Annotated in this window: 18 protein-coding genes; 8 read left to right on the top strand and 10 right to left on the bottom strand. The window is 40.5% G+C overall.

Translation table 11 applies throughout. The features are described 5' to 3' along the window. Positions 1-2 precede the first annotated feature (2 nt). Positions 3-1,676 (bottom strand): urocanate hydratase, encoded by a 1,674-nt coding sequence (gene hutU, locus H5122_RS17575; protein ID WP_182682815.1) that lies wholly within the window; start codon positions 1,674-1,676, stop codon positions 3-5. 66 nt (positions 1,677-1,742) lie between these two features. Then, complete coding sequence (gene hutC / locus H5122_RS17570; protein WP_182682816.1) at positions 1,743-2,450, bottom strand: histidine utilization repressor; 708 nt, start codon at positions 2,448-2,450, stop codon at positions 1,743-1,745. A 119-nt stretch (positions 2,451-2,569) separates the two neighbouring features. Here hutC and hutI point away from each other — a divergent pair, with 119 nt between their 5' ends. After that, complete coding sequence (gene hutI / locus H5122_RS17565; protein ID WP_165742855.1) at positions 2,570-3,817, top strand: imidazolonepropionase; 1,248 nt, start codon at positions 2,570-2,572, stop codon at positions 3,815-3,817. A 120-nt stretch (positions 3,818-3,937) separates the two neighbouring features. Beyond that, a complete protein-coding gene (locus H5122_RS17560) occupies positions 3,938-5,602 on the top strand; it encodes an EAL domain-containing protein (protein ID WP_182682819.1) in 1,665 nt (554 codons plus the stop codon). On the opposite strand, the gene H5122_RS17555 is transcribed toward H5122_RS17560, so the two are convergent. Next, complete coding sequence (locus H5122_RS17555) at positions 5,599-6,648, bottom strand: formimidoylglutamase (RefSeq protein ID WP_165723716.1); 1,050 nt, start codon at positions 6,646-6,648, stop codon at positions 5,599-5,601. The genes H5122_RS17560 and H5122_RS17555 overlap by 4 nt on opposite strands. A 1-nt stretch (position 6,649) precedes the next feature. Beyond that, a complete protein-coding gene (gene rraA / locus H5122_RS17550; RefSeq protein WP_002959955.1) occupies positions 6,650-7,147 on the bottom strand; it encodes a ribonuclease E activity regulator RraA in 498 nt (165 codons plus the stop codon). Positions 7,148-7,348: 201 nt separating this feature from the next. Here rraA and H5122_RS17545 point away from each other — a divergent pair, with 201 nt between their 5' ends. From H5122_RS17545 to H5122_RS17535, 3 genes are all read left to right on the top strand, one after another. Next, a complete protein-coding gene (locus H5122_RS17545; protein ID WP_024596307.1) occupies positions 7,349-7,888 on the top strand; it encodes a phosphatase PAP2 family protein in 540 nt (179 codons plus the stop codon). Next, positions 7,885-8,916 carry an MJ1255/VC2487 family glycosyltransferase gene (locus H5122_RS17540; protein ID WP_154903919.1) on the top strand — a complete coding sequence of 344 codons (1,032 nt, stop codon included), beginning with the start codon at positions 7,885-7,887 and terminating at the stop codon, positions 8,914-8,916. Before H5122_RS17545 ends, H5122_RS17540 begins: the two co-directional genes overlap by 4 nt. A gap of 109 nt (positions 8,917-9,025) precedes the next feature. After that, positions 9,026-10,906, top strand: a complete 1,881-nt coding sequence (locus H5122_RS17535) for a methyl-accepting chemotaxis protein (RefSeq protein ID WP_182672768.1) — start codon at positions 9,026-9,028, stop codon at positions 10,904-10,906. Positions 10,907-10,935: 29 nt separating this feature from the next. Here H5122_RS17535 and H5122_RS17530 read toward each other — a convergent pair whose 3' ends face one another. The 5 genes from H5122_RS17530 to priA form a co-directional block, all read right to left on the bottom strand. After that, complete coding sequence (locus H5122_RS17530) at positions 10,936-11,310, bottom strand: gamma-butyrobetaine hydroxylase-like domain-containing protein (protein ID WP_024596309.1); 375 nt, start codon at positions 11,308-11,310, stop codon at positions 10,936-10,938. A 62-nt stretch (positions 11,311-11,372) separates the two neighbouring features. After that, positions 11,373-12,701 (bottom strand): HslU--HslV peptidase ATPase subunit, encoded by a 1,329-nt coding sequence (hslU, locus tag H5122_RS17525; protein ID WP_024596310.1) that lies wholly within the window; start codon positions 12,699-12,701, stop codon positions 11,373-11,375. Positions 12,702-12,712: 11 nt separating this feature from the next. Beyond that, positions 12,713-13,231, bottom strand: coding sequence for an ATP-dependent protease subunit HslV (gene hslV / locus H5122_RS17520; protein WP_002958366.1), 519 nt, complete (start codon positions 13,229-13,231; stop codon positions 12,713-12,715). A 79-nt stretch (positions 13,232-13,310) separates the two neighbouring features. Then, positions 13,311-13,838 carry an SPOR domain-containing protein gene (locus H5122_RS17515; protein WP_182682817.1) on the bottom strand — a complete coding sequence of 176 codons (528 nt, stop codon included), beginning with the start codon at positions 13,836-13,838 and terminating at the stop codon, positions 13,311-13,313. Positions 13,839-13,858: 20 nt separating this feature from the next. Next, positions 13,859-16,045, bottom strand: a complete 2,187-nt coding sequence (gene priA, locus H5122_RS17510) for a primosomal protein N' (RefSeq protein WP_182682818.1) — start codon at positions 16,043-16,045, stop codon at positions 13,859-13,861. 230 nt (positions 16,046-16,275) lie between these two features. Between priA and rpmE the strand changes: the two genes are divergently transcribed. Beyond that, positions 16,276-16,491, top strand: a complete 216-nt coding sequence (gene rpmE, locus H5122_RS17505; protein WP_002958369.1) for a 50S ribosomal protein L31 — start codon at positions 16,276-16,278, stop codon at positions 16,489-16,491. Positions 16,492-17,017: 526 nt separating this feature from the next. Further along, positions 17,018-18,259 carry a malic enzyme-like NAD(P)-binding protein gene (locus H5122_RS17500; RefSeq protein ID WP_002958370.1) on the top strand — a complete coding sequence of 414 codons (1,242 nt, stop codon included), beginning with the start codon at positions 17,018-17,020 and terminating at the stop codon, positions 18,257-18,259. Between the two features lie 64 nt (positions 18,260-18,323). Here the strand turns inward: H5122_RS17500 and metJ are convergent, their stop codons facing one another. Continuing rightward, positions 18,324-18,644: a met regulon transcriptional regulator MetJ gene (metJ, locus tag H5122_RS17495; protein ID WP_002958371.1), complete on the bottom strand. Its 321-nt coding sequence runs from the start codon at positions 18,642-18,644 to the stop codon at positions 18,324-18,326. A 289-nt stretch (positions 18,645-18,933) separates the two neighbouring features. Between metJ and metB the strand changes: the two genes are divergently transcribed. Further along, the gene (metB, locus tag H5122_RS17490) at positions 18,934-20,181 is read left to right on the top strand and encodes a cystathionine gamma-synthase (protein WP_039485856.1); all 1,248 of its coding nucleotides are present in this window, start codon (positions 18,934-18,936) and stop codon (positions 20,179-20,181) included. The last annotated feature ends 287 nt before the right edge of the window (positions 20,182-20,468 follow it).

The following is a 20,468-nucleotide window of genomic DNA, read 5'->3' as shown; positions in this document are numbered from 1 at the left end:
GATCATTCCTCGTTTAACATAGGTAGGTCTAAATTTTGTTCTTTAGCGCAGTTTTTTGCTATGTCGTATCCGGCATCAGCATGGCGCATTACACCTGTTGCAGGGTCGTTCCACAGTACGCGAGCAATACGCTCTTTAGCTTCATCAGTACCATCGGCAACAATAACTACACCAGAGTGCTGACTAAATCCCATGCCTACACCGCCACCATGATGAAGCGACACCCAAGTAGCGCCACTTGCGGTATTAAGCAGTGCGTTGAGTAATGGCCAATCTGATACTGCATCTGAGCCATCTTTCATGCTTTCTGTTTCGCGGTTAGGGCTGGCAACTGAGCCAGAGTCGAGGTGATCGCGACCAATAACTATAGGGGCTTTAAGTTCGCCATTTTTAACCATTTCGTTAAAGGCCAGTGCAAGGCGTGCTCTATCTTTTAGGCCAACCCAGCAAATGCGTGCAGGTAAACCTTGGAATTGTATGCGTTCCCGCGCCATATCAAGCCAGTTATGTAAATGTGCATCATCAGGAATAAGCTCTTTTACTTTAGCGTCGGTTTTATATATATCTTCAGGGTCGCCTGATAATGCTACCCATCTAAATGGTCCAATCCCTTCACAAAATAAAGGGCGAATATATGCAGGCACAAATCCAGGAAAATCAAACGCGTTGGTAACACCCTCATCAAACGCCATTTGACGAATATTATTACCGTAATCAGTAGTGGCGGCACCGGCTTTTTGTAGTGCTAGCATAGCTTTAACTTGGACTGCCATTGATTGTTTAGCGGCTTTTACTACGGCTTTTGGATCTTGCTCACGCATTTTTGCTGCGTACTCCATTGTCCAGCCTTGTGGTAAGTAACCATTTAATGGATCGTGAGCAGATGTTTGATCTGTGACTACATCAGGGGTAATGCCTGTTTTAACCAGTGTACTAAATACATCGGCAGCGTTACCTAGTAAACCCACTGAGAGGGCTTTACCTTTAACACATGCATCGGTTATTAATTGCAGTGCGTGTTCAAGACTTGTTGCTTTTACATCAACGTAGCCTGTTTTTATACGAAAATCGATACGGCTTTCATCACATTCAACAACCAGTGCACTAAACCCAGCCATTGTAGCTGCAAGTGGTTGCGCACCGCCCATACCACCAAGACCACCTGTTAATACCCATTTACCACTAGCGCTACCTGCAAAATGTTGCTTTGCCATAGCTACAAAGGTTTCGTAAGTTCCTTGTACTATGCCTTGCGAGCCAATATAGATCCAAGAACCCGCCGTCATTTGCCCGTACATCATCAAGCCTTTTTTATCGAGCTCGTTAAAGTGCTCCCAATTTGCCCAGTGTGGAACAAGATTTGAGTTAGCAATAAGCACGCGAGGAGCATTACTGTGGGTTTTAAATACACCAACGGGTTTTCCTGATTGTACAAGCAGGGTTTCGTCGCTTTCGAGTCTATCGAGGGTTTCTATAATTTTGTCATAACTTGGCCAATCACGAGCTGCTCGGCCAATACCACCATATACAACAAGTGCATGAGGATGCTCTGCAACGTCAGGGTCTAAGTTATTCATTAGCATGCGCTTAGCAGCTTCTGTTTGCCAGCTTTTAGCACTTATTTTATCTCCATGAGGTGCACGTATTACGCGACTTGTGTCGAGTCGGTTGTTCATGTTTTGCTCCTGTTGTATATACAAGGTGATTTGTTATAAAAAAAGCGCAGTAAGCGCTATTGTTTGTTATTTTTTAAATGTTAAGTGGCCGCCTAAGCGATATTTACTGCCAGGTGATACAAGGCGCGCAAAGCTTACAATGCCTTTAACAGACCAGGTGCGTCGGATCACTTGTAAGCATGGCTCTTCATTATATAAATTTAACCATTGGCACATTTCGCTGTTTGGCATAATGGCCTCTACTGTATGCCTTGCTTGGGTAAGTGGGGCAACACTAGATAGATATTCATGTGGTGTAAGCGTGCTGAAGTCTTGTTGTAAGTAGCCAGTCGCAAGGGCAGGATTTACAAAACGCTCTTCTAGCTGCAAAGGGCTGTCATTTTCGTTATGCACAAGTACACTTCGATATACAACACTGTCAACCTCAACACCAAGTGCAATGGCAATAGGTGCTACTGCATTTATTGATTCGAGTATGAGTACACTACAGGTGTAGTTGCCGTTACGCTCTTTTACTTCATCAGCAATATTTTTTATTTCAAGTAACGATGACTGCGATTTAAATGTAGCTACAAATGTACCTAACCCTTGGCTGCGGGTTAAAATACCTGCCTCAGTTAATTCGCTTAGTGCTCTGCGGGCTGTCATCCTGCTTACACTAAATTGACTACTTAGTTCGTTTTCAGAGGGAACACGTTGGTTTTCTTGCCACGTACCGCTGCGTATTTTATCAACAATGAATTGTTTTATTTGCGCAAATTTAGGTGTCATCATTAAATTTATGGTTACATTAAAAATAAACTATATAAATAAGATGACACAATTACCTTGTATATACAAGATGGGTTGTTAGACTATATTTTCATCACTCGCGGCGTAAAAAGGGCTAAAAAATGCAAAGCACAACACAAAATTATGAGTTAGAAGAAATCGACTTACTTTTAACTGATGCCAATATTGCCACTATGGATAGCAATATAAATGCCCCTTATGGCGCAATCGAAAATGCTGCTATAGCCATTAAAAATGGTAAAATTGCGTGGATTGGAGAGCAATCAACATTGCCTAGTTTTGATGTGTTTGCAACGCCGACATTGAGTGTAAAAGGACAGTGGTTAACGCCGGGCTTAGTAGATTGCCATACTCACTTAGTATTTGCAGGTTCAAGATCGCAAGAGTTTGAACAGCGTTTGCAAGGCGTAAGCTATGAGCAAATCGCAGCACAAGGCGGTGGCATAGCAAGTACGGTTAAAGCCACAAGAGCAGCCGACCGTGAACAATTGTTTGTAGATGCAAAAGATCGCTTAAATACGTTGTTAAAAGAAGGTGTAACCACCGTTGAAATAAAGTCTGGTTATGGGCTAGATACTGAAAACGAGATAAAAATATTAGAAGTCGCTCGTTTATTAGGTGAACATCACCCTATTGATATTAAAACTACTTTTTTAGGGGCGCATGCTCTACCGCCTGAATACAAAGGCCGTGCTGATGAATATATTGATTTAGTGTGTACTGACATGCTTGATCAGGTAGTAGCTAATAATCTTGCTGATGCAGTCGATGTATTTTGTGAAAATGTTGGGTTTAGTTATTCGCAAACCAAACGTGTTTTCCAGGCGGCTAAAAAGCATAACCTCCCAGTAAAATGCCATGCTGAGCAGTTATCTAATCAACAGGGTGCTAAGCTGGTGGCGCAGTTTAATGGCCTTTCGGCTGATCATATTGAGCATCTAGATGAAGAGGGTGTAAAAGCCATGGCAGACGCTGGGACGGTAGCGGTGTTATTGCCAGGCGCATTTTATTTTTTAAGAGAAACTAAATTCCCACCTATTGAATTACTTAATCAATATAAAGTACCGATAGCTATTGCGAGTGACTTTAATCCAGGTACTTCACCGCTGTGCTCAGTGCACTTGATGATGAACATGGCATGCACATTGTTTAGATTAACACCTGAGCAAGCATTAGCTGGTGTTACTCGAAATGCAGCTAAAGCACTAGGTTTAGACGACCGTGGTATTTTAAAGGTTGGCGCAAGAGCTGATATTGCGCATTGGCAAATAAGTCATCCATCACAATTAAGTTACCAATTTGGCGTAAATAAACTGTTAAATTTATGGATTTTGGGTAGAATTAATTAGTTTGTATTATTTTTACCCACATATAACTTGGTTTAAACTTTTTTAGCGAATACGGATGCCGTTAATTTGAACATACTAACCGACAGTAATTTCCCAATATTTTTTAGTGGTGCACTATTAATGGCGATGATCGCCACTTTATTTGCTGTTAAAAATACCAGTATTAAATTTAGTTATTTATGCACAGCTGCTGTTGGTTTAGCTATCTTAAGCAGCGGTGCGGCTTGGCTTGCTATTTTACTAGCCTTTGGGTTTTGTTTTCACTTATGGCAAGCATTTGAGCGAAATAATTGGAGCATGATAATTACCAGCTCAATGGCTGGTCTTTTATTTGTTGTTCTATTTTCAGCTCATTTATTATTGGAAGTTCCGCTATTTTGGGTTGTGTTAGCAATATTATTATTAGCTATTGTAGGTTTTTTAAATGATGAAAGTGCTGAAATAGAAGTCGTTATAGAGCCAGAACCTGAAGGTGATGCATTTGTTGAAGAGTCTCCGCTTTCAGTTTTTGCAGATAGAAAACAGTTACGTCAAGGTTACTATACATGGTGCGACAACAAACAAATAAGCGCAGCGTTAATCGTTATTCGCCTTGAAGGCTTTGAGCAAGTTAACCAGCATATTGGACGCGACTTTGGCGATATACTGTTAGCGCAATCGGCTAATCGAATAAAAGAGCTACTTTCAAGTGACGAAATAGTGACTTTAACTGGACAAGAAAAGCTAGCCCACTTAGGGGGTCTTAACTTTGCATTTATTTGTAGTTTCGCGAATCAAAAACACTTACATGAATTAGTTATTGACCAAATACTGGGTGCAACGCTTAAGCCATTTAATGTTGCTAACTGCACTGTAGAAGTAAAAGCGAGAGCGAGTTATGTTGATTGTAATGAGCAAGATAACAACTTTGATAATTTAATATCGTACGCATATCTGGCACTCGATAGCCACCCAGATCGCAAGGTTGTGCCTTATCATCAACAAATGATGATTGAATTGCGAGAGCAACAAGCGCGACTAAAGGAATTAGCAAATATTGATTTTTCGAGCGAGTTAGAGCTTTATTTTCAGCCTATTATTTGTAACGAAAACGGTCAAATTGAGTTTTTAGAATTACTACTGCGTTGGCAGCACCCTAAGCAAGGGATTTTATCCGCTAACAGGTTTATCGACGACATTAGAATTGCAGGGCTTGGTTATCCACTCGCTAAATTTGTAATAGAGAGAGCTGCTGAGCTTGCAATGGCGCTTAGAATAGAAGGTATTTCTATACCGCTTAGCATTAACGTATTTGGTCCTGAAATGCTTAACGAAGAGTTTATTGAATTTGTTGATGTTGTTTTAAGTGAGCATCACTTGGAAGCTGGCGATTTAATTGTTGAATGCCCTTTGCATATTTTTGCGGGACTAGATGATAAAGGCAGAGGCATGATCGCAAGGCTTAATAACATAGGCTTAAAAGTATGTGTTGATGGACTTGGTGATAACCCGGTACTGCTTTCTAAGTTACCAAGCTTAGCGGTAGAGTATATTAAGGTTTCACCTTCACTCACTGCTGACTTTAGTAATCAAAACAATATACGCAGTTTAGTTAGCGGAATGGTTGAAATGCATAACCAACAAAAAACAAAAGTGATTTTTGAAGGGGTAGAAACACTTGAGCAACTTAAGTTTGTAAAAAGCTTAAAAGGTTATGCTGCCCAAGGTTATTACTTTGGTCACCCGCTAAGTAGTATTGGTTTAATGAGCTGGCTAAAAGAGTGGCGATTAGTTCAACAGCGCTAAGTGTTTTCTTTGGCTTGTAGATAGCTATTCACAAGTGCACTGATCACTTGTCCTACATGGGCAGCACCGGCCTCAACTCCGTTAGGGTGCTGGCTAGGCGCTGCTTCACATAAATGTAAGTACTTAGAGTCGCGATGGTTTGCTGCTAAATGCACAAAGTGCTCAGTGTCATTCACACTAAATCCGCAACATGTGTACGCACTCACCGGCATGTAAGTAATACTATCTAAATCAACTTCAATACCCAGTGGTAAATCGTTAAAATTACTTAATGCGTTTTCAATTGCCTGCGTGAGTGTAGTTTTTCGCTTAACTTGTATTGATTGATAGCTATCAAACGTAAAGTTAGCTTCACTCATTGCATCTATAATTGCTTGATTGTTTTTTATCTCATGTAAGCCAATAACGTGGTAATTACTTAGATGTTGCTCGTTATAAGCGTAGCGAAAGCCATTGCCGCTATGGCGACCTTCACATTCTCTAAAGTCGGCATGAGGGTCAAAGTTGATAGCATTAATAGGTGTATTTTTTGACTTACTCAGGGCACGGATAATTCCCAAGCAATTGTTATGACCTCCGCCAATAACGATTGGCTCAAGCCCCGCTTTAAAAATAAGGCTCAATACCGACTCTACGCGTTCATCAAGCTGTTGGCATAAATCTCGTAATTGAGTTAACTGCTGGCCTTGCTGATTATTAAGCTGGTTGCTTTGCGCCATTAAATCATCAGTATTAACTTCACCCAATAAAAGCACTTTTTGAGTGGCAATAAATTGATTGTGAGGTTGGTTTAAAAAGCGTTTTAAAAAAGCCGGCCATGCTTCGTTTGCACCGCCATTTCCTAAGTTTGCTTTTGGGCCGATATCTTCGCAAATACCCAGAAGTACATAGCGGATACCAAATTGAGCAGCGTCAACAAGTGCTTGTTGCAGGTTTACTTGGGTGTCGAGCAAGGCCATTGATTGCCATGCCTTTTTCTCATTTGCGCGGGTAGAGCAAAGTGTTCTAACCGCGCTTTCATCATATACTTTTAAATGGGAAGTCACGTTATACTTCTACAACTTCCAACTCTAATTCTTCTGCAGATAAAACAATGCCTGTGCTATCAGCATAAATAAAGTCGTCATCAAAAAATGATACCCCAGCAAAGTTAACGCCTATAGCATCTTCACCAGCACCTTCGCTGTCGGCTGCAACAGGGATTGAAGCAATTGCTTGAATGCCTAAATCAAGCTCTTCAAGCTCATCAACGTGGCGTACTGCGCCGTAAACAACAATACCATTCCAGTTGTTTTCAAGTGCTAGCTCAGCCAGTTCAATGTCGATTAGTGCGCGACGAGTTGAGCCGCCACCATCAATAAGAAGTACTAGGTCTGTACCATCTTGAGAAAGTAATTCGCGGATGAGTTCATTATTTTCAAAACATTTAACCGTTTTAATGCGGCCACCAAAGCTGTGTCGACCACCAAAGTTGATGAACATAGGCTCTAGCACGTCAACCACGTCAGCAAAGTGGTCGCATAAATCAGAAGTGCTGTAATCCATTATTTTATCCTCAAAAGGTACATTAATTTATATCTCAGTATACCCTCCTTATAAGCAATAACAACGACTTAATCGCAGTAAATTTAGGCAAAACAAGCGCTAAATCATTAATCGCAATAATAGTGTATTAAAAGCGTCACTCAATTGTTATTTACAACACATAAGCTAAATCGGTGTTCATATGTTATGCGATGAGGGATGGTGATGAATAATAATATGCTTAAAAAGGTAACTCAGATAGATGAGCAATTATTTTTAACTTTGTTTAATTGCAATTCACCGAGGTGGTTTAAAACAATGGCCTTTGGTTTGTCTAAAAGCGGTGATGGTGGGCTTTATATATTAATATGCTTAGCAGTGTGGTGGCTTAGTAATAATGAACAGCACCAATTATTGCCTGTCACTATATTAATTGGTTTTGCTATAGAAAGACCTATTTACCTACTAGCTAAAAATAGATTTGCTCGGATCCGTCCATGCGACTGCTTAGTAACAAATGCCTATATAGTACCAAGCGATAAATTTAGTTTACCATCGGGTCACAGTGCTGCTGCCTTTTTAGTGGCAATTATATTAAGCCATTTTTTCCCAGAATATGCATTACTACTATTTAGTTGGGCTACCGGCGTTGCTATGTCTCGTGTGGTATTGGGTGTGCACTTTCCTGCTGATATTATAATAGGCGCAACGATTGGTAGTTTTTGTGGTTTATTTGCGTTAGCACTCGTGGTGCCTGCATGAAAATATTGTATGGAGTACAAGGTACCGGTAATGGTCATATAACGCGCGCTCGGGTTATGGCAAGCTGCTTTAATAAGCTCGGTATTGATGTTGATTATGTGTTTTCAGGGCGCGCAAATAAAGATTACTTTGATATGCACGAATTCTCAGATTATAAAGCGTATCGTGGTTTGTCGTTTAGCACTGAAAATGGGCAAGTTAAAAATTTAAAAACACTTAAAAACATGCGAATTTGTAAGTTGGTGAGTGATATAAAATCGCTTGAGATAAAACAGTACGATTTTGTACTTAACGACTTTGAGCCTGTGACAGCATGGGCTGCAAAACGGGCAGGTATACCCGTTATTGGCATTAGTCACCAAGCAGCATTTTTGTCAGATAACGTACCTATGTTTGGTCGTGGCGTACTGAGAAAATCACTTATCAAGCATTATGCACCAGCGACTACCTACTTAGGCGTGCACTGGCAACCATTTGCAAATAATATAATACCGCCTTTTATTGCTCATCATAATCACGACAACCCTGTAGCAGTAATGAACAAGGTATTGGTATATTTACCTTTCGAAAACTTAGATAGCGTTGTTGATTATTTAAAAGACTTTCCCGAAAAAGAATTTTATTGTTATCACCCAAATGCCACCAATCAATCTTTTGGACATATACATTTACGTGCCCCTTCACGCTCTGGTTTTTTAAACGACTTAGCAAACACAAGTGGCGTTATTGGTAATGCGGGATTTGAGCTTGCCAGTGAAGCGCTTAAGTTAGGTAAAAAGTTACTATTAAAGCCTTTAGATGGTCAGTTTGAGCAAGCAGCAAATGCACAAACTTTATTTGCCATGGGCATGGCGCATGTTATGAACTATTTAAACCCACAAGCCCTTGATGATTGGAATAGCGCGCCGCAAAACAAGCAGATAAATTACCCCAGCGATCCCGCGCCTTTAATTGATTGGTTGGTTAAACAACAATGGAATAACACACAATCGTTACATAAAGGTTTGTGGGATAGTGTCGCCTTATAGCCATCACATTTAAACTGTTTAGAATTACCAATAATAAAAAGTTAAATTAATTAGTCGCTTTTGATCTATTAGCTATAATAAAAATGCATATTCAAAAAAGGCGTTAGCGATGAATTTTTTACAAAACCTAACAATTAAACGACGTTTACAACTAAACGCAGTCGTTGTTGGTTTAGCAATGGTGGTCCTTTTATGCGTGATTATTTTTGAATCACGTACAACCTTGAGCTTAAACAAGACTATTCAATTAGCAGAAGAGCTCAACGTACATGCATTAGCATTGCGTAAACATGAAAAAAACTTTTTGTTTTATAAACAAGAAGACGCGTTAACTGCATTTGAAACGGATTTTGAGCAGTTAAGTGATAAAGTAAAAAAGTTACAACAGTTAATGGCTAACCAAGGTATTGCACAGGAGCAGGTCCAGCGCTTTGAGCAACTAATAAATAGCTATAATAATGATTTTGAAACTGTTGTTAAGCTTCAAAAAGAGATTGGTTTAACCCCGACCGACGGGTTATATGGCAAGCTTAGAAGCTCGGTTCATGAAGTTGAGCAACTATTAAAAGAGCAGCAAAATTACCAACTGCTGTCGTCAATGCTGCAACTAAGACGCTCAGAAAAAGATTTCATGCTGAGATTTGATATTAAGTACCTAGGGCGTTTTAATGAGGGAATTAATACATTTAAGCAGCAGATAGCTGCAGCACAGCTGCCAAGCGACTATAAAGCACAAATTAATCCTTTGATTGATATATACCAAAGCGAATTTCAAACACTTGTGCAGGCCCAAACTAAGCTAGGGCTAGATCTTGAGTCAGGCGCACTTGGAGTAATGCGTGACAGTGTAGATAAAAGCGACGCCATTGTTTCTAAAATCGTTAAAGACACTAAGTTACAAGTAGAGCAAAGTGTAGAGCAGGCTCAATTTTTAGCTATTTTGGTATTTGTGATTGCAGGTGTGGTTGTATTAGCGCTAGTTTATTTTACAAGCCACTCCATTATTGTACCTATTGAGCGGGTTTATCACACTATTAATGATATTCGTCGTAATAATGATTTGAGCGTGATGATAGAGCAAACAGGTAAAGACGAAATTACCACCATGACTGTCGACTTTAATAGCTTAATAGGCGATTTTAAGAACTTAATTAACGAAGTTAATGGTGCTTTAAACACCCTTAATGTAGCAACCGAGCATTTATCACAAAGTACCGCAGCAACAAGCTCTGGTATGCAAGAGCAACTACATGAAGCAGACATGGTAGCGACAGCTGCAACGCAAATGCAGGCAACTATTCAAGATATCTCTCATAATACTGAAGCCGCAGCTAAAAAAGCAGAATCAACCAACTTAAGCGCACAGCAAGGGCGCAGTGAAGTTGACTCAACGGTTAAACATATTAGAGATTTGTCTAGTTCGTTAGGTAATGCATCAAGTGTTGTATCGCAATTAGAAAAAGACGGCGAAACCATTGGCTCAGTGCTTGATGTAATTCGAGGGATTGCAGATCAAACCAACTTATTAGCGCTTAATGCTGCAATTGAAGCGGCTAGAGCTGGAGAGCAAGGGCGTGGTTTTGCAGTAGTGGCAGATGAAGTTCGCTCACTTGCTCAGCGCACGCAAGAATCGACTAGTGAAATAGAGGGGATTATTAATACCCTGCAACAACGCACTCAAGAGGTGGTTAGTATTATGCACCAGTGCCGCTCGCAAGGAGATGAAAGCGCGTCTCAAGCAATTAAAGCGGGTGAGCTACTTGGTGATATAACCGAAGATGTACAAACTATCATGGAGATGAGTACTCAAATAGCAGTTGCGATTGATGAGCAAAGTCAGGTAGCGTCTGAGGTAAATAAAAACGTAGTACGTATAAGAGATATTGCACAAGATGCTTCGGGACATGCTGCTAATAATGCGCAGACAAGTGAAGAAGTCTCTGAGCAGGCTCGTGTTCTATTCACTGCAATTGATAAGTTTAAGGTGTAATAACCCCTAATAGTGCGGGTCTATAAAGTTTAAGGAACAAACTTTATAGGCACGCTATCTTTACTTTTTTCGTGTTCAGTTACCCGCACTAAATATTCACTCCACAATGTATCTTGTTGCTGTTGTAGTTTTTCAAAGTAGCGCCAGCTAAATAGTCCGCTGTTATGGCCATCGTCAAAATCTAAACGAAGTGCGTAATGCCCAACAGGTACAATACTTTTTATTCCTACAGCTTGCTTATTAAGTACTAGCTTCATTGGGCCAGAGCCATGGCCCTGCACTTCAGCTGAAGGGGAGTGTACACGTAAAAACTCACAGCTAAATACAGCTTTACTGTCATCATCAAAGTAAACATCTAGATTTTTACTTACACTGTGGTAATGCACTTTTGTTACGTGTTTCATTTAATATATCCCATTAAAAAGCCCCCAATCTGGAGGCTTTTAGTATAACGTTTATATTCGTTTTATAGAATAAAGCGGCTTAAGTCTTCATCTTCAACAAGTGCACCTAAGTGTTTTTCAACATAAGCGGCGTCGATTACTAATGACGAGCCTGCTTTTTCAGAAGCATCGTATGAAATTTCTTCCATCAATCTTTCCATTACAGTGTGTAGACGACGGGCACCGATGTTTTCGGTTTTCTCGTTAACTTGCCAAGCTGCTTTGGCAATACGTTCAATTGCATCGTCGCTAAACTCAATCGATACCTGCTCAGTTTTAAGCAGCTCTCGTTGTTGCTCGGTAAGCGATGCATGAGGCTCTGTAAGGATGCGTTTAAAGTCATCTGCAGTAAGTGCTTCAAGTTCTACTCGAATCGGTAAGCGGCCCTGTAGCTCTGGGATCATATCTGATGGCTTTGCCATCTGAAACGCACCAGAGGCAATAAACAGCATATGGTCAGTTTTAACCATTCCGTGCTTAGTATTTACAGTTGAACCTTCAATTAGCGGTAGTAAGTCGCGCTGAACACCTTCTCGGCTCACATCTGGACCTGAAGAATCGCCGCGCTTACAAATTTTGTCTATTTCATCAATAAACACAATACCGTTTTGCTCTACTGCAAAAATAGCTTGCTCTTTTAGCTCTTCAGGATTTACTAATTTAGCGGCTTCTTCTTCCGTTAATAGTTTGAAGGCTTCTTTGATTTTTAGTTTACGCTTAGTGCGCTTATCGCCGCCCATGTTTTGAAACATGCTTTGTAGCTGGTTGGTCATATCTTCCATACCAGGAGGCGCCATAATTTCTACGTTTGGTTGTGCTTGTGCTAAATCGATTTCAATTTCTTTATCATCTAGCTGACCTTCACGTAGCTTTTTACGGAACGTTTGGCGAGTTGATGAGTTATCATCACGCTGCGTTTCGCCGTATTGATCTTTCGCTGGTGGTAAAAGGGCATCTAAAATGCGCTCTTCTGCTGCTTCTTCGGCGCGATGTTTAAATTTCTTAGTCTGCTGTTCGCGAGTCATTTTAATTGATACATCGACTAAATCGCGGATGATAGTCTCAACTTCTTTACCAACATAGCCAACTTCAGTGAACTTAGTCGCTTCTACTTTAATAAAGGGTGCGTTAGCAAGTTTTGCTAATCGGCGGGCAATTTCTGTTTTACCTACACCGGTTGGACCAATCATTAAAATGTTTTTTGGTGTTACTTCGCTGCGTAAATCTTCTTTGAGTTGCATGCGGCGCCAGCGGTTACGAAGTGCGATAGCCACTGCTTTTTTTGCTTTAGCCTGACCTATAATGTGCTGATCTAGCTCGTGAACAATTTCTCTTGGGGTCATATCAGACATGATAGTTCCTATTATAATTCTTCGATTGTTTGGAAGTTATTAGTAAATACGCAGATGTTGCCTGCAATAGTTAAGCTTTTCTCTACTATTTCACGAGCGCTTAAATCTGTATTTTCTAAAAGGGCGGTTGCAGCTGATTGTGCAAAGTTACCACCACTGCCAATTGCAATTAGGTCGTTTTCAGGTTGAACCACATCGCCATTACCGGTAATAATTAAAGAGGCTGTTTCGTCTGCAACAGCGAGCAGAGCTTCGAGTTTTCGAAGTGCACGGTCGCTGCGCCAATCTTTAGCCATTTCTACTGCGGCTTTAGTTAGGTTTCCTTGGTGCATTTCTAATTTGCTTTCAAAGCGTTCGAAAAGAGTGAAGGCATCAGCAGTACCGCCGGCAAAACCAGCGATTACTTTGCCATTATAAAGACGTCGAACTTTACGGGCGTTGCCCTTCATTACGGTATTACCAAGAGACACTTGGCCATCGCCGCCAATTACAACCTTGTCGCCACGGCGTACACTTACGATAGTAGTCATGTTATTCCTCATCATCGAGCTGCAGAGGCAACTCGTAAAAAACGATTATGAAGAGGTTATATGGGTGAATGGTTTATTTTCAAGTCCAGCCCCAAATTCCGCAGCCGACTATTTTTACACGTTTAAGTTTGTTTTTATCACTTTCGGCTTGGCGTTTGGTTTTATAAGGGCCTAAGCGCACTTTATACCAAGTACCATTGCTGCCTTCAGCCTGTTTTATTTCAGAAATGAGGCCTGCAAATGCTATTTTAGCTTTTAGCGATTCCGCTTGTGCGTGGGTTTTAAACGAACCACACTGCATAACGTAAGGGCCTTTTTGCTCAAGTTCTTTCACTTCAACTTGAATCTCGTGGTTTCTAATTTCTTTAATAAACTCTGGTGTGCGTGGAATAACCACTTCTACTTTTGCGGGCGCAGTGGGGTTTGCTTGTTTTTCGACAAGTTTTGGATCTGCATTACTTTTAATAAACCATAATGTATAAGCAAAACCACTGACGAGTAAGATGGCTATGACAGCTAAAAGAATAGGAAATGGTTTTTTAGCGGGTGCGTTTTTTTTACTGTTTCTGCCTGCAGGCTTTTTGTTAATATAATCGTGCTGTGCCATGGTGTTATTTTGGCCTTAACCTAAATCATGTCTATAGGGTCTACGTCTAAGCTCCAGCGTACTTTTTGTGCAAGTTTACTTGAACTTAAATAATCAACCATTTGCGCAAGGTACTGATGTAATATGCGGCGATCTTGCGCTTGAATATGTAATTGAAAACGATACATACCTGCGACTTTTTCAAGTGGAGCAGGGATCGGACCGAGCAATTGTATACCAGATACCCCATTCACAGGAACCAAATCCGTCAAAAAATCGACGACTAGCTTAATGCTGTGTCCTTGTGCACGGACAATAGCCATATTTGTAATGGGTGGTAAGTCTGCATCATCGCGTTCACTCAGTGCAAAGCGAGCAAAGTCTTGGTAACCATTATTAACTAAGTCTTGTAAAAGCGGGTGTTCTGGAAAGTGTGTTTGTAATAATACTTGCCCAGGTTCCCCTGAACGCCCAGCTCGCCCCGCGACCTGAGTAACTAACTGTGCTAAATGCTCTGTCGCCCTAAAGTCGCATGAGTATAAACCGCTATCTACGTCTAAAATTATAACAAGGCTTACATCTGCAAAGTGATGGCCTTTGGCAAGCATTTGTGTGCCAACTAAAATGCGTGCACCGCCTAGGTTTATTTCATCTAGTGCTTTTTCAAGGCTGCCTTTACGGCGAGTTGAATCGCGGTCTATGCGAGTAACGGGTGTATCTGGAAACTCGGTCGATAAAAACTCTTCAATTTGCTCTGTACCTTTGCCATTTGGAAATATTTGCGTACTTCCACAATCAGGACATTGGTGAGGAACAGGGTATTGATCGCCACAGTGATGACAAATCATTTGCCCAATCGCTTTATGAAATGTGGCGCTGGTACTGCAGCGTTTACATTCACTTAGCCAGCCACATTCATGGCAAATAAGAGTGGGTGAGAAACCTCGACGATTTAAAAAAACCATAACCTGTTTACCGCGATTTAAGTGTTGGCGCATAGTTGCAAGGCTTGCATGTGCAATACCTGCTTGGTCGGGTTGGCCTTTCATATCGAGTAACTTAAATTGGTTATCTGTCGCAGTTTGCGCGCGCTCGGTTAAACTTAGTAGCTGATATTTGTTATTAATTGCTTTGTGAAGTGTTTCAAGTGCGGGTGTAGCACTGCCTAATATAAGTGGTATTTTATGCTGAAAAGCTCTGTATGCGGCCAAATCACGAGCATGGTAACGAAGGGTATCTTGTTGCTTAAATGATGAATCGTGCTCTTCATCGACAACGATCATACCGAGTTTTAAAAATGGCAGAAAAATACTCGAACGTGTGCCTATAACTATTGCACAACTGCCTTTTTCGCAAAAACGCCATGTTTGCAATCGCTCGTTGTCGGTAAGGGCTGAATGCCAAAGCATAATGGGTGTATCAGGAAAGCGGCGACGAAAACGGTTTACAGTTTGTGGCGTTAAGCCTATTTCTGGCACTAATACTAATGCTTGCTCGCCACGTTTGAGTACTTCTTCTAGGCACTGTAAATACACTTCTGTTTTACCACTGCCAGTTACGCCTTCTAATAAAAAGCTGCTAAATCCACTACTTTGATTTATTGCCGTACAGGCAACCGCTTGTTCTTTATTAAGTACTGGTTTACTACCGACAGTTGGAGCAACACTTTGCCATTGGTTATCGTGCTCAATAGTTTGTGTTATGAGTTCTTTATCTATTAGGCTATCGATTGTTTTTTTACTAAAGCCAAGAGCTTTTAATTCGGTTAACGATGATTTCCCCGATTGCGATAACTGCTTTAATAAATTGAGCTGTGTTTTAGCTTTTAATGACGGTACTTTTGCACCTTTTTCTGTCAGGGCAACCATATTAATACTGGTTTTATCTGGCGATTCACCTTGGCGAAGTGCACTTGGTAGCGCTATGTGAATAGTTTCGCCTAAGGGATAGCAATAATAGCGGGCAGTAAAGCTAAGGAGTTCTAAATGTTGGGCGCTTAAAATAGGGGTATCGTCTATTACCTCTATAATATTCTTAATTTTATCTAAAGGGACGTCGGTACTGTTTTTAATACCCAGAACAACAGCTACTTTTTTTTGATTACCAAAAGGTACTAAAACCCGCATACCCGGTAGTATGGGTGTTGATAAGCCACTGAGCTGCTCTTCTATTTTATAATCAAAGGTGCGTGGAAGCGGGACTTTAATAGCAACTTCAACAAAACTCATAACAACTCAACCCGTAAAATTAATGCTGTAATGTACTAAAAATACCGCTAAAAACCTACTAGCAATAGTACTTGAGAAAGAGATTGTTCACTTTTTTAGCGAAAAGATAAATAAATACTTGTGCAGGGGAAGGTTGTTGGATAAAATCCGCCACCAACAAATTTGTTTTAACGACGTATGGTGCCAGACTTCGGGTTTGGAGAGCGATGCGGCCTTAACTAGAGGTTCCTATGAAAGAAGGTATTCACCCTAAGTACGAAGTAATTTCTGCAACATGTTCATGCGGAAACAAATTCGAAACTAGCTCAACTCTTTGTAAAGATATTCACTTAGACGTATGTTCTGCGTGTCACCCGTTTTACACTGGTAAGCAAAAGATTTTAGACACTGGCGGCCGTGTTGATCGCTTCAACAAGCGCTTCGGTGCACTTAGCAGCAAGAAGTAATTATTGCTGTTTAGTTAAAAAAAGCACCTTAGGGTGCTTTTTTTGTGTCTAAAATTTACCACTTCTTATCTTATTTAGCTTGCTCGAGCTACATCACACCTTGCATAACTATTTCCTATTCTTATTCTGAGTATGCATAAACCTTTGCAGACAAATTGATAGATATTCTCTATATTTTAAATAGTACAAATTTTAACTAGGTTGATAAAAGTAGCTAACGTGGGCTTATCTGTTTTTAAAGTAGTGTAGTAGGCTGTTATTTTAAGTTTATGATGATACGTTAAACATACATTTTTTTAATATTTTAATAGACATAAACGCACCTCAAAACTTACTTTTTTGGTGAATTTTTATTTATCAAATGTTTATATAATCCTGCAAAGTTACTGAAAAACCTCTTAAAATTAAAGGATATAGCATATAACAGGATAGACCTGATATTGCTTGGAATTTAAAAATAATAAGGGTATCGTACCCCAAGACTCCACCTCTCACTTTAACTTAAATTGCAGGATACCATCGCGTTATGTCTGACTTTCGTGAACAAGCACTACATTATCACTCACATCCCGTACCTGGTAAAATTAGCATTGAGCTAACAAAACCAGCTGAAACAGTTCAAGACTTAGCCCTAGCTTATAGCCCAGGTGTCGCTGAGCCTGTACGTGAAATTGCCGCAGATCCTGCAAATGCATATAAATATACCGGTAAGGGTAACATGGTTGCGGTTATCACTAATGGTACTGCAATTTTGGGCTTGGGTAATTTAGGTCCTTTAGCGTCTAAGCCCGTAATGGAAGGCAAGGCGTTATTGTTTAAACGTTTTGCAGGGCTTGATTCTATTGATATTGAAGTAAAGCACAAAACAACAGAAGACTTTATTAACACGGTTGCCAATATTGCTGACACATTCGGTGGTATTAACCTTGAAGATATTAAAGCACCAGAGTGTTTTGAAATTGAAAAAGCATTAATAGAGCGTTGTAGCATTCCTGTTTTTCATGACGACCAACACGGCACCGCCATTGTGACGGCTGCCGGCATGTTAAATGCGCTAGAAGTACAAGGTAAATCAATTGAAGATGCAATAATTGTATGTTTAGGTGCAGGCGCTGCTGCAGTTGCGTGTATGGAACTGTTAATTAAGTGTGGTGCACTGCGTGAACACATTTATATGCTTGACCGTAAAGGTGTTATTCATACTCGTCGCGATGATTTAAATGAATATAAACAGCTTTTTGCTAACAATACCGATAAACGCACATTGCAAGATGTAATTGCAGATGCTGATGTGTTTGTTGGTGTTTCGGGTCCTAACTTGTTAGCTGCCGAAGATTTAAAACTAATGGCAGAAAAACCGGTCGTGTTTGCATGTTCAAACCCAGATCCAGAGATCGATCCTGCACTTGCTCACGGCGCACGCAACGATTTAATTATGGCAACAGGGCGCTCTGATTACCCTAACCAGGTTAACAATGTTTTATGTTTTCCGTTTATTTTCCGTGGTGCACTTGATGTACGTGCAAGCGCGATTAACGATGAAATGAAAATTGCTGCAGTTGAGGCTATTCGTAGTATTGCCAAAGAGCCTGTACCTGCAGAAGTTTTAAAAGCCGCAGGCGTAGATAAGCTAGAGTTTGGTGCGCAGTATATTATTCCAAAACCAATGGATCCGCGTTTACTACCGCGTATAGCTAAAGCTGTAGCACTTGCTGCGGTAGAGTCGGGTGTTGCGCAAATTGACTTGCCTGAAAATTATATGGCGTAATATATAACGCTTAAACAAAAAAACCTCAGCAATGCTGAGGTTTTTTGATTAAAAAGGTAACGATTTATTCTTCGTTTAAAATAGGCACTTCTAAACCCATTTCTTGCATTATCTTTTTAACTTCTTCTGGTACTTTTTCTGCGTTGTCTTTACGTAGGTCATCGTCATTTGGTAAAGGTTGGCCAGTAAATGCATGCAAAAACGCCTCACATAGCAATTCACTATTTGTTGCATGGCGAAGGTTGTTGATTTGACGACGCGTACGCTCATCCGTTAAAACTTTTAATACATTTAGCGGGATCGAAACGGTGATCTTTTTAACTTGCTCTGATTTTTTCCCGTGTTCTGCGTATGGGTGAATATACTCACCATTCCATTTAGCCATAAGATGTATCGTTGCCTCAGATTATTAATTTCTCACACGGTATAAAAAGCGTGTAAATATGCGTGAAATTCTATCGATTTAAAAAAGATAGTCAAATAATAGATACCGATCTATCTTAATAAGCCTATTTGGGATGTAAAAATAAGCTCACTTTTGTGAGCTAAAATGTGGTACTAGCAAACGCCTTTCCTAACTTTAGCCATCTAGAGCTTTAAAATACTTTGACTTATTAAAACGGATAACTTACTCTTTTAGACGTCTAAACATCCAAATTAATCAGGTGACGAATATGAGCGAAAAAAACAAAGCGACCATTGCTGTACGTAACGGCGTTGATGCTGATAAACATCATGGTGCAGTGGTGCCGCCAATTTATTTATCAACGACTTATTCGTTTGCCGACTTTGATACTAAGCGTGAGTATGATTATGGCCGCAGTGGTAACCCTAATCGTGATATTTTAGCAGAGACGCTTGCTAAGCTTGAAGGCGGCGCTCGTGGCATAATTACGGCCACTGGTATGGCTGCCGTGCATTTAGCTACTCAGCTACTTAACAGTGACGACACGTTAGTAATTCCACATGATTGTTATGGTGGTAGCTATCGTTTATTTACATCGTTACAAAAACGCGGACTATTGAAGCTTGAAGTATTAGATTTAACAAAAGAAGAAAGCCTTCAACAAATTTTAGCAATTAAACCTAAGCTTATTTGGATAGAGACTCCAAGTAACCCAGTACTTCGTTTAACCGATATTAAAGCGGTTACCGATGTTGCTAAGCAATGCGGTGCATTGGTTGCCGCAGATAACACGTTTTTGTCTCCTGCCTTACAAAACCCTATTAAGTTTGGTGTAGATATTGTGGTGCATTCAACTACTAAATATATTAACGGGCACTCAGATGTAGTGGGCGGCGCTGTTATTGCTGCAACACAAGAGCTTGGTGATGAGCTTGCTTGGTGGGCAAATAATATTGGTATTACGGGCGCCCCTTTTGATAGTTATTTAACGCTTCGTGGTCTACGTACTTTAAATGTGCGCTTAAGGCAGCACCAAGAAAATGCGCTAGCAATAGCTAAGTACCTTGAAAGCTCCAATTTTGTAAGCCAAGTTTACTATCCAGGACTTGAGTCACATCCTCAACATGAGCTTGCTAAAGCACAACAACTTGGCTTTGGTGGCATGGTTAGTTTTGATATTAAAGGCGATATAAACGACGCTGCAGCATTTTTAACTAGTCTTAAAACGTTTAGTTTAGCTGAGTCACTAGGTGGCGTAGAGAGTTTAATTTGTCACCCTGCAACTATGACGCACGCAGGCATGGAGGCAAAGGCACGTTTAGAAGCGGGTGTGGGCGACACGCTTATTCGTATTTCGGTTGGGATTGAAGATATACACGATTTAATAGCTGACTTTGAACGAGTATTTGAACTTGTAAAACCAGGGCAAAATAAAAATGTTGGCCGTGTAGGCAAAGGTGCTGGCACTTCTGGTGGAAACGTTAAATTAAGTGCAGCCCGTCCAGCGCTTTGGTAAGTAATACCAATCCGCAATAATACCTAGGGCGTGTTGATCTTTGGTGGGTGAATTTGCAGCAGTATGTTTGGTTTTTAGGCAAGGCGGAGCCTATGTAGTGTGGTTATTCCCCATGAATAGGCGATAACGCAGCATAAATACCAAACATGCGCTGCCCTTTGAGTTCTTTCTAGGGACGATTAACTCTTTGTTGCTCGGTTTTTACTTAGCCCACTAGGTTACAAACCTCGCGCCGCGATTTAATCGCCCCTAGATTGAACAAATTTCAATCCACAAAGATCAACACG

This window comes from Pseudoalteromonas sp. SG43-8, from assembly GCF_014164245.1.
GTDB lineage: Bacteria > Pseudomonadota > Gammaproteobacteria > Enterobacterales > Alteromonadaceae > Pseudoalteromonas > Pseudoalteromonas distincta.
The sequence above is the reverse complement of the archived record's forward strand: the minus strand, read 5'-3'. Positions and strand labels throughout refer to the sequence as shown.

What these genes read in the sequence shown, in the direction of transcription:
- hutU (WP_182682815.1), bottom strand. Translation starts at nt 1,676, where the DNA reads ATGAACAACCGACTCGACACAAGTCGCGTAATACGTGCACCTCATGGA.
- hutC (WP_182682816.1), bottom strand. Translation starts at nt 2,450, where the DNA reads ATGATGACACCTAAATTTGCGCAAATAAAACAATTCATTGTTGATAAA.
- hutI (WP_165742855.1), top strand. Translation starts at nt 2,570, where the DNA reads ATGCAAAGCACAACACAAAATTATGAGTTAGAAGAAATCGACTTACTT.
- H5122_RS17560 (WP_182682819.1), top strand. Translation starts at nt 3,938, where the DNA reads ATGGCGATGATCGCCACTTTATTTGCTGTTAAAAATACCAGTATTAAA.
- rraA (WP_002959955.1), bottom strand. Translation starts at nt 7,147, where the DNA reads ATGGATTACAGCACTTCTGATTTATGCGACCACTTTGCTGACGTGGTT.
- H5122_RS17540 (WP_154903919.1), top strand. Translation starts at nt 7,885, where the DNA reads ATGAAAATATTGTATGGAGTACAAGGTACCGGTAATGGTCATATAACG.
- H5122_RS17535 (WP_182672768.1), top strand. Translation starts at nt 9,026, where the DNA reads ATGAATTTTTTACAAAACCTAACAATTAAACGACGTTTACAACTAAAC.
- H5122_RS17530 (WP_024596309.1), bottom strand. Translation starts at nt 11,310, where the DNA reads ATGAAACACGTAACAAAAGTGCATTACCACAGTGTAAGTAAAAATCTA.
- hslU (WP_024596310.1), bottom strand. Translation starts at nt 12,701, where the DNA reads ATGTCTGATATGACCCCAAGAGAAATTGTTCACGAGCTAGATCAGCAC.
- hslV (WP_002958366.1), bottom strand. Translation starts at nt 13,231, where the DNA reads ATGACTACTATCGTAAGTGTACGCCGTGGCGACAAGGTTGTAATTGGC.
- H5122_RS17515 (WP_182682817.1), bottom strand. Translation starts at nt 13,838, where the DNA reads ATGGCACAGCACGATTATATTAACAAAAAGCCTGCAGGCAGAAACAGT.
- priA (WP_182682818.1), bottom strand. Translation starts at nt 16,045, where the DNA reads ATGAGTTTTGTTGAAGTTGCTATTAAAGTCCCGCTTCCACGCACCTTT.
- rpmE (WP_002958369.1), top strand. Translation starts at nt 16,276, where the DNA reads ATGAAAGAAGGTATTCACCCTAAGTACGAAGTAATTTCTGCAACATGT.
- H5122_RS17500 (WP_002958370.1), top strand. Translation starts at nt 17,018, where the DNA reads ATGTCTGACTTTCGTGAACAAGCACTACATTATCACTCACATCCCGTA.
- metJ (WP_002958371.1), bottom strand. Translation starts at nt 18,644, where the DNA reads ATGGCTAAATGGAATGGTGAGTATATTCACCCATACGCAGAACACGGG.
- metB (WP_039485856.1), top strand. Translation starts at nt 18,934, where the DNA reads ATGAGCGAAAAAAACAAAGCGACCATTGCTGTACGTAACGGCGTTGAT.